General features: G+C 65.7%; 7 protein-coding genes. 4 read left to right on the forward strand and 3 right to left on the reverse strand.

Translation table 11 applies throughout. The annotated features are described in order from the left end of the window. Nucleotides 1-173 precede the first annotated feature (173 nt). Nucleotides 174-941, forward strand: a complete 768-nt coding sequence (locus ACX80X_RS20740; protein WP_459313244.1) for a maleylpyruvate isomerase family mycothiol-dependent enzyme — start codon at nucleotides 174-176, stop codon at nucleotides 939-941. Nucleotides 942-943: 2 nt separating this feature from the next. Here the strand turns inward: ACX80X_RS20740 and ACX80X_RS20745 are convergent, their stop codons facing one another. Both ACX80X_RS20745 and ACX80X_RS20750 read right to left on the reverse strand, forming a co-directional pair. Beyond that, nucleotides 944-1,465 (reverse strand): methylated-DNA--[protein]-cysteine S-methyltransferase, encoded by a 522-nt coding sequence (locus ACX80X_RS20745; protein WP_252602031.1) that lies wholly within the window; start codon nucleotides 1,463-1,465, stop codon nucleotides 944-946. Continuing rightward, on the reverse strand, nucleotides 1,462-2,985 hold the full coding sequence (locus ACX80X_RS20750) for an AlkA N-terminal domain-containing protein (RefSeq protein WP_459313246.1): 1,524 nt from the start codon (nucleotides 2,983-2,985) through the stop codon (nucleotides 1,462-1,464). Before ACX80X_RS20750 ends, ACX80X_RS20745 begins: the two co-directional genes overlap by 4 nt. Nucleotides 2,986-3,063: 78 nt before the next feature. Between ACX80X_RS20750 and ACX80X_RS20755 the strand changes: the two genes are divergently transcribed. Then, nucleotides 3,064-3,714: a DNA-3-methyladenine glycosylase gene (locus tag ACX80X_RS20755; RefSeq protein WP_252602025.1), complete on the forward strand. Its 651-nt coding sequence runs from the start codon at nucleotides 3,064-3,066 to the stop codon at nucleotides 3,712-3,714. On the opposite strand, the gene ACX80X_RS20760 is transcribed toward ACX80X_RS20755, so the two are convergent. Further along, nucleotides 3,684-4,319, reverse strand: coding sequence for a GNAT family N-acetyltransferase (locus ACX80X_RS20760; protein ID WP_252602022.1), 636 nt, complete (start codon nucleotides 4,317-4,319; stop codon nucleotides 3,684-3,686). The genes ACX80X_RS20755 and ACX80X_RS20760 overlap by 31 nt on opposite strands. A 155-nt stretch (nucleotides 4,320-4,474) precedes the next feature. On the opposite strand from ACX80X_RS20760, the gene ACX80X_RS20765 reads away from it, so the two are divergent. Both ACX80X_RS20765 and tyrS read left to right on the forward strand, forming a co-directional pair. After that, nucleotides 4,475-6,703: a HelD family protein gene (locus tag ACX80X_RS20765; protein ID WP_252602019.1), complete on the forward strand. Its 2,229-nt coding sequence runs from the start codon at nucleotides 4,475-4,477 to the stop codon at nucleotides 6,701-6,703. Nucleotides 6,704-6,782: 79 nt separating this feature from the next. After that, nucleotides 6,783-8,096 (forward strand): tyrosine--tRNA ligase, encoded by a 1,314-nt coding sequence (gene tyrS, locus ACX80X_RS20770; protein ID WP_058929431.1) that lies wholly within the window; start codon nucleotides 6,783-6,785, stop codon nucleotides 8,094-8,096. Nucleotides 8,097-8,515 lie beyond the last annotated feature (419 nt).

Below are 8,515 nucleotides of genomic sequence, written 5' to 3' on the forward strand. Positions count from 1 at the left end.
ACACCAGCCCCCGCCAAATACGTCGGGATCAACCTGCCCGAGACCAAAACACCCCAAAAACTAGCCCAGTGACTCCACACAGCTTGACAATTTTCGCGTTGCCGATATTCATACATTAACTGAGAGAGCGTTCTGCGCTAAGAGTCGTTAACTCTGTCGGCTACCATGGCGCTATGACTGAGATCACTACTTCAGAACTACTGGCCGAACTGCATAAGGCCGCCGACGCCGTGGCCTCGACCGCCGCGAAATTCACCGATGAGGATGTCAAAGCAGCGTCGGGACTGCCCGGCTGGACTCGCGGGCACGTCCTGGCGCATCTCGCCGGTATCTCCAACGCCATGGCGCGGCAGCTGGAATTTGCCGCCCGCGGCGCCACTGTTGAGCTGTACGACGGAGGCCAGGACGGACGCACGAAGGCCATCGAGATGGCCGCCGGCCACAATGCGGATGCGCACCGGGCTGACCTGCAGGCCGGCCTGGACCGGGCATTGACGGCTTTTGATTCGCTGGAAGGAGACGCCGGCTGGCAGGCATCCATTGCCTACCGCGGCGGAGTGGTCTTCGACGGCGGCCTCGCGCTGTGGCGTGAGCTGGTGATCCACGCAGCGGACCTGGACGCGGGCCTCGGGCCCGAGACGTGGAGCCGGAAGTTCTGCGAGCACCTCTTCGACTTCCTGGCGGCACGTGTCCCGCCGGGGGAAAAACTCGTGCTGCAGCCACTCGGGCTCCCGCCCGTGACCCTTGGACTCGGCCGTTCCACTGTTATCAGCGGGATGATCACTGACATTGCCGCCTGGCTGGCCGGCCGTGAACCATCGCTCGGCAGCCTGCGGGCAACAGCCGCCGCGGACGGCGTGGACCTCCCGGAACTGCTGCCCTGGCCAGCCGGGACGCCGGCTGCCGGAGCCACGCCATCCGGGACACCCGCAGCGCGGTAGCCCTATCCGGCTTCGCGGGCCAGCAGGCTTTCTGTTGCCTCGCGGGCCAGCAGGCTCTCCTTGATGGCCAGGCCCCAGCGGAAACCGCCCAGGGAACCGTCGGTGCGGATGACGCGGTGGCACGGCACAAACAAGGCAGCCGCGTTGAACGCACACGCGCTGGCCGCGGCCCGGACCGCCTTCGGATTTCCGGAAAGCTCGGCATACTCGGTGTACGTCACCGGTGACCCGGGACGAACGGTCCTCAGCACATCCCAGGCGTGCGACCGGAACGGCCCAGACTTCTGGCGCACGGGGACGGTCATGGCAGGCTTGGGATCGCCGGCATAGAAGGCCTCCACGGCCCGGGAGATGCTGCCCAGGTCCGTGACCGCTTCGACGTCGCCCGGCCGCAGCTCGGGGTGGATCTGGCCGGTCAGCTCACCCGGCTCGGCGGTCCAGCCCGAGGCGAGGACCACGCCGTCCTGGGCAAGGATGGTGAACGGTCCGTCCGGGGTGGACATCACTAACAGCTGGGCTTTCATAGCATCGCTTTCTCTGGAACGGCTTGTATAGGTTTGGAGGATTTTGACTCCGCGGCGCGCCACAGGTGCATGGTGGCGTAGGACCGCCACGGGCTGACCTCGCGGAAATCGGGGCTTGGCGTAACGCCAGGCGCCTTAACGCCGCCGCCGTTTTGGTTCGTGAGGGCTGGGGCGAGCGCCCGGATGCCGTTTCGCACCGCGGCGTCGTTGGCCAGAAACACGTCCGGCGCGCCGAGGACACGCATTGCCACGTACCCCACGGTCCACGGGCCCACCCCGGGAAGGGGAATCAGCTTGGCGCTGAGCCCGGGCAGATCGTCCCCGTAGCCAAAATCCAGTTGACCACCAGCCAGGGCCGACGCGGCGGAACGGATGGCGTCAATCCGGCGTTGCGGACCGCGCAGCAGCGGGTAGCCGGCCTCGGCGATTTCGGCCGCGGTGGGAAACAGCCGGTCAAGGCCCTCGCCGGGAACCGCGCTGGGACTGCCGGCAGCGGCCAGCTGCGTCAGTGCGGTCCGGGCCGCAGCCACGGTGATTTGCTGCCCGATCATCGCCCGGATGAGCAGCTCCTGCGGATCCAACGCGCCGGGCATCCTGATGCCCGGCGCACTGGCAACCGAGGTGGCCAGGCGGGGCTCCTGGGACAGGGCACTGTCGATGGCTATTGGATCGGCGTCGAGGTCGAAGAGCCGGCGTACCCTGCTCAGCAGTGCGGGCAGGTCCCGGAGGTCCACCGCGCCGATGGTGAGGGTCAGCGGCCGTCCGGGAGCGCCGTCGTCGTAAGTCACGCTGAAGCGGGCATCGCCATGCGGAAGCTGCAAAGTACGGGCGTACGACGTCGGCGTCCCCGCCTCAATCCCGGGGATCGCCCTGACGGCGAGGAAGGAAAAGATGCCGGGATCGAACCGTTCGCGGTACGGCAGGCTCAACGCCAGCGACGTCGCGGCGGCAGGGGAGCGGTGGTGCCTGGCGGTCGCGCGCAGGGTAGTGGGCGTCATGGCAAACACCTCCACCATGGTGTCGTTGAACTGGCGGACGCTGCTGAAGCCGGACGCGAATGCGATGTCCGCCAGCTTCATCGCTGTGGACACCAACAGGGTGCGGGCGGTTTGGGCGCGGCTGGCCCGGGCCAGGGAGAGCGGGCCGGCGCCGAGTTCGTGGCTGAGGATCCGGTTGAGCTGGCGGGAGGAGTATCCCAGCCGGGCGGCGAGGCCCTCCACCCCGTCCCGGTTGATCACGCCGTCGTTGATCAGGCGCATCGCGCGGCCCGCAAGGTCCTGCCGGATGTTCCACGCAGGCGTGCCTGGCACTGCTTCGGGGAGGCAGCGCTTGCACGCCCGGTAGCCGGCGTCGTGCGCTGCGGCAGAGGTTTCGTAGAAGGTGACGTTCACGGCTTTCGGGGTCCTGGCGGGGCAGGACGGGCGGCAGTAGATGCCGGTGGTCCGGACAGCAGTGTAGAACTGCCCGTCGAACCGGGTGTCCCGCGCGTCAATCGCGCGGTAGCGCTGCCAGAAGTCCATGCCCTCCATCCTGCCAGCCAGCGACCGGGACTGCTAGCGGAAATCGGACACGGCCGTGGCGTTCGATAGAGTCGGACCATGACCGCCAGCCTGAGTCCCGCCAGCCCGGATCAGCTCCGCGAACTGCTGTCCGGCGACGCCCGGAGGGTCGCTCCGCGGCTGCTGGGATCCGTACTGACCCACCACAGCCACGAGGGAACTGTGGCTGTGCGGATCACCGAGGTGGAGGCGTACATGGGTCCCGGCGACTCGTCGCATCCGGATCCCGGCTCCCACACTTTCCGTGGCCCCACGGCCCGCAACGCGCCCATGTTCGGCCCGGCCGGCCACCTCTACGTCTACTTCACGTATGGCATGCACTACTGCGCCAACATCGTCTGCGGCCCGGCGGGCACCGCATCTGCCGTCCTGCTGCGGGCGGGCGAGGTGGTGGAGGGGCAGCACCTCGCGATGGTGCGGCGTCCGACGTCGAAATCGGCCCTCGACCTGGCGAGCGGCCCTGCCCGGCTGGCCACCACGCTGGCCCTCACTACAGCCGACAGCGGCCGGGATGCGCTGGCTGACCCCTTCGAGCTGCGGCTGCCTTCGGTACCCGCTCCCGTGTTCAGTTCCGGGCCGAGGGTGGGCGTCTCCGGCGACGGCGGCTCCGCGACGTATCCCTGGCGCTTCTGGCTGCCAGGGGATCCCACCGTGTCCCGCTACAAGGCGGCGAAGGTGCGCCGGGCATAATCCGTCCCGCCCGGGTGGTCTCCCGCCAGGGCGAACGGTGCCAACCGGTGCTGGAGGCGCTGCTGGACCGCGGGCCATTCCTGCCCCAGGACCGAGAACACAGCGGAATCCGCCCGTGTGCCGTCAGGCGCCAGGCGGTGGCTGCGCAGCAGGCCCTCGAACGTTGCCCCCAGCCGTTCGATGGCTGCGGCGCTGCGCACATTACGTGCGTCGCAGCGAAACGCAACGCGCTGAACCTGAAGGCCGTCGAACGCAAAGGCGAGCAGGGCGTGTTTGCTGGCGGGATTTACGTGCGTGCCCCAGAACTGCCGTCCAAAGAAGGTGCCGCCAACTTCCACGCGCTGCTGGGCGGCATCGAACGCATTCAGCGCGGTTGTGCCCAGGAGGGCCCCGGTCCGCTGGTCCGTCACGGCGAAGGCCAGGCTGGCCGGGTCCTCAATCCTGGCGGCAAACAGCCCTGAAAGCTCGTGCGCCGTGGCCGGCAGGGCCGCGGCCATTCCTGCCCACATCGCGGCGTCCACGAAGTCAAACAGCCCTTCGGCATGGTGCGGTGCCAACGGAAGGAGGGAAAGCCCGTATCCGGTCAGGACGTTCTCGTGGTGCATTGCAGTATTGAATCACTCACGGGGCGGAACGGCTACGGAAGTGTGCGGCCTGAAAGTGAACATTGGGTGACTTCCGGGGCAGGGGACCGGCGGGCGCGTTAACCGAAATGGTTGTAGAATGGACGGTCTGTCTTTTGCGATAGGGGAACGTTTAAATGCTCGACGCCGATTTGGCCCACGAACGGAACTATGTTGCCGGCCTGTACGCGCGGCTGGAAGAGCTCCGCACGGAAAAGCGCCAGCAGTTGGCACAGGTCCGCCGGGCCGGTGCCGTGGGCACCATGCAGAATGTCTCCGAACGCGACGCCTTCGCCGCGCTCTACGAGGACCGCCTCGCCCAGCTCGACGCCGTCGACGACCGCCTGGTCTTCGGCCGCCTCGACCTGGATTCCGGTGAGGCCCAGTACATTGGGCGCATCGGCCTGACCACCGATGACCTCCAGCGGCTCATGGTGGACTGGCGCGCGCCCGAAGCCGGCCACTTCTACCAGGCAACGGCGTTTGACCGGCAGGGCGTCCGCCGCCGGCGGCACCTGATTCTGCAGGGCCGGGAAGTCAAGGCCATCGAGGACGACGTCCTTGATGCGGACATGCTCGCGGACGACGCCTCGCTGCAGGGCGAAGGAGCATTGCTGGCGGCTCTGGATTCCAAGCGCACGGGCCGGATGTCCGACATCGTCGGCACCATCCAGTCCGAGCAGGACCGCATCATCCGGTCCTCCATTTCCGGTGCCCTCGTAGTGCAGGGTGGTCCCGGTACCGGTAAGACTGCTGTGGCGCTGCACCGGGCCGCGTACCTGCTCTACACGCACCGGGATCGGCTGAAGACTGCTGGCGTGCTGCTCGTGGGCCCGTCGTCGTCCTTTATGAAGTACATCGAACGTGTTCTTCCCTCGCTCGGTGAGACCGGCGTGGTCATGGCCAGCGTGGGTCGCCTGATGCCCGGGATCAAAGCGGTTGCCGAACCTGAGGCAGAGGTCGCGGCCATCAAGGGGCGGCTGGACATGGTGAAGGTTGTGGCCAATGCGGTGGCGAACCGGCAGCGGATCCCCGCCGAGGACCGTGTCCTGGACGTCGACGGCCGCAAGCTGGTGCTGACGCGGCGGCAGGTAAGCCGTGCGCGCGAACGTGCCCGGTCCACCGGCAAGCCGCACAACGAGGCGCGCCTGACGTTTATCAAAATTCTGCTCCGCGAACTGACCGAGCAGATGACCGATCTCGTGGAGGCCGGGAGCATCGGCAACAATGCCGACCGCTCGTATCTGGCAGAAGACGTCCGCACGGCCCGCGACGTCCGGATCGTCCTGAACCTGTGCTGGATGCCGATGACTCCGGAGAAGCTGATCAACGAGCTTCTGAGCAAGCCCGCAGTCCTGGCGGCCTGCACACCGAACCTGTCCCTTAGGGAGCGGTCGCTGCTGCTGCGCCCCGCCGGTGCGCCCTGGACCGAGGCCGACGTCCCGCTGCTGGACGAGGCCGCGGAGCTCCTTGGCGAAATGGACCCGGCGGCGGGACGTGGCCTTGCACAGCAGGAGCACGACCGCGCCCGGGACCTTGCCAACGCCAAGCAGACACTGGTGAACATGGGGGACATGGGTGTCGATGTCCTCATCTCCGCGGAGGAACTCGCCGATCAGAACCAGGAGCGCGAGAACCGCCTGACGGCCGCCGAGCGCGCCACCAGCGACCGCACGTGGGCATTCGGCCACATCGTGGTGGATGAGGCGCAGGAGCTTTCACCCATGCAATGGCGCCTGCTGGTCCGCCGTTGCCCGCTGAAATCCTTCACCATCGTGGGCGACATCGCGCAGACCAGTTCAGTCGCCGGCGCCAACTCCTGGCAGGGGGCCCTGGCGCCCATGTTCGGTGACCGCTGGCAGCTGGAGGAGCTGACAGTCAACTACCGGACGCCCTCCCAGATCGCTGAGGCCGCCGCCCGCATGGCCAACGCGGCCGGACTCGTGGTTTCCGCGCCGAAGGCCGTCCGCGAGGGACGGTGGGCCCCCGTCATCGACAAGGTTGACCGCGGACAAGTGGTGAACCGTTTGGTGGAGGTGCTCCCCGAGGAACTGGCAGCGCTCGACGGCGGCCTCCTCGCCGTGATTGCCGACGGCGACCTTCTGCCGGCTGCAACGTCAGCCCTTCGTGCCGTGTACGGCCGGCGCATCGGCAACGGCGCGGGCAGCTACGAACAGGACATCGTGGTCATCAGCCCGCGCGAGGCCAAGGGCCTGGAGTTCGACGGCGTTGTGGTGCTTGAGCCGTCCGTCATGCTCAACCGCGAGCATGGCCGGGTGGGCGATCTGTACGTCGCCATGACCCGGCCCACCCAGCGGCTCCGGCTCATCGCCGCGGAAGGTATTCCGGCAGGCATCGAAGACTGAGCCGGTCCGCTTTGCCCCTTGACGCCCGGCGCCGTTCATTTCGGCGCCGGGCGTCGCCGATCCTGCTAACTTAGAAGTCGTGTCAGAACTCAACGATCTCGAATCCCAGCAGAACGACCCCACCTTCGCCAATGTCTGGCAGGAGCTGAAGTGGCGAGGCCTGGTCCACGTCTCCACCGATGAAGAGGAACTGGAAAAGCTCCTCGCCGGTGATCCGATCACCTATTACTGCGGATTCGACCCCACCGCGCCGAGCCTGCACCTGGGCAACCTGGTCCAACTCCTCGTTATGCGCCGTTTGCAGCTCGCAGGGCACAAGCCGCTGGGACTGGTGGGCGGATCCACGGGACTGATCGGCGATCCGCGGCCCACCGCCGAGCGCACGCTGAACACCAAGGACACCGTTAACGAATGGGTGGGCTACCTGCAGGCCCAGGTCCGCCGCTTCCTTAGCTTCGATGGCGCCAGCGCCGCCCGCATGGTCAACAACCTCGACTGGACCGCGCCGTTGAGCGCCATCGACTTCCTGCGCGAGATCGGAAAGCACTACCGGGTCGGCACCATGCTCCGCAAGGATGCTGTTGCGTCCCGCCTCAGTTCGGACGAGGGCATCAGCTACACCGAATTCAGCTACCAGATCCTGCAGGGCATGGACTACCTCCAGCTGTTCCGGGACTACGGCTGCATGCTGCAGACCGGCGGCTCGGACCAGTGGGGCAACCTCACCAGCGGCACTGAACTCATCCGCAAGGTTGAGGGTAAGAGTGTGCACGCCCTGGGCACGCCGCTGATCACCAACTCGGACGGCACCAAGTTCGGCAAGAGTGAAGGCAACGCCATCTGGCTCGACGCCGGCATGTGCAGCCCGTACGCCTTCTACCAGTTCTGGCTGAACACCGCCGACTCTGACGTTGTGGACCGGCTGAAGGTCTTCACTTTCCTGAGCCGCGCTGAAATCGAAACGCTGGCAGCTGCCGTTGCCGAACGTCCCTTTGCCCGGGAAGGCCAGCGGAAGCTGGCGTTCGAAGTGACTTCCCTGGTCCACGGTGTGGAGGCAACGGAGAAAGTCATCGCGGCGTCCGCTGCACTTTTTGGCAACGGTGACCTGTCCGCCCTGGACCGGCCAACCCTGGAAGCAGCCACGTCGGAGCTTCCGTCCGCCCGCATCCAGGTGGATGGCCTCGGGATCATTGACCTGCTGGTGGCATCCGGCCTGTCGGAGAGCAAGTCCGCGGCCCGGCGGACCGTCGGCGAAGGCGGCGCCTATGTAAACAACGAGAAGGTTTCCGACCCGGAAGCTGTCATCTCCGAATCGGAGCTGCTGCATGGCCAGTACCTGCTCCTGCGCCGCGGAAAGAAGAATCTCGCGACTGTCGAAGTCCTGGTTCCTTAGCCTTCCCAAGCCCCCATTCACGCTCCTCCGCAGCAGATTTGCACGGACTCGGGGGAGCGTGTATTGTTTTCTGAGTCGCCGCCGTTGAGTGGCGACAAACCCCCTTCACAAGAGAAGCAATTCATCGTGTGCAAAGCACGAAAATGATGAAAAGCTTCACTTTTTGATGGGCGGATTCGTTCCACAGAGTGAATATCGGGAAAATAACCCGGATTTGCAAAGTGAATAAGAATGAAATAAGCTATAAACATCGCAGCGAAGAAAAGCTAAACAAAATAATTCATTTGAATATGAATTGTTTCGGGAATTATTCGAATGTGTCTGTTGTTTGAGAACTCAATAGTGTGCCAAGTTTGTTGATACCAATTTATTGTATTGAATTGGTTGAATTGACTGGATCCGCCACCCCGTGGTGTGGT

Source organism: Pseudarthrobacter sp. MDT3-1 (assembly GCF_054510755.1).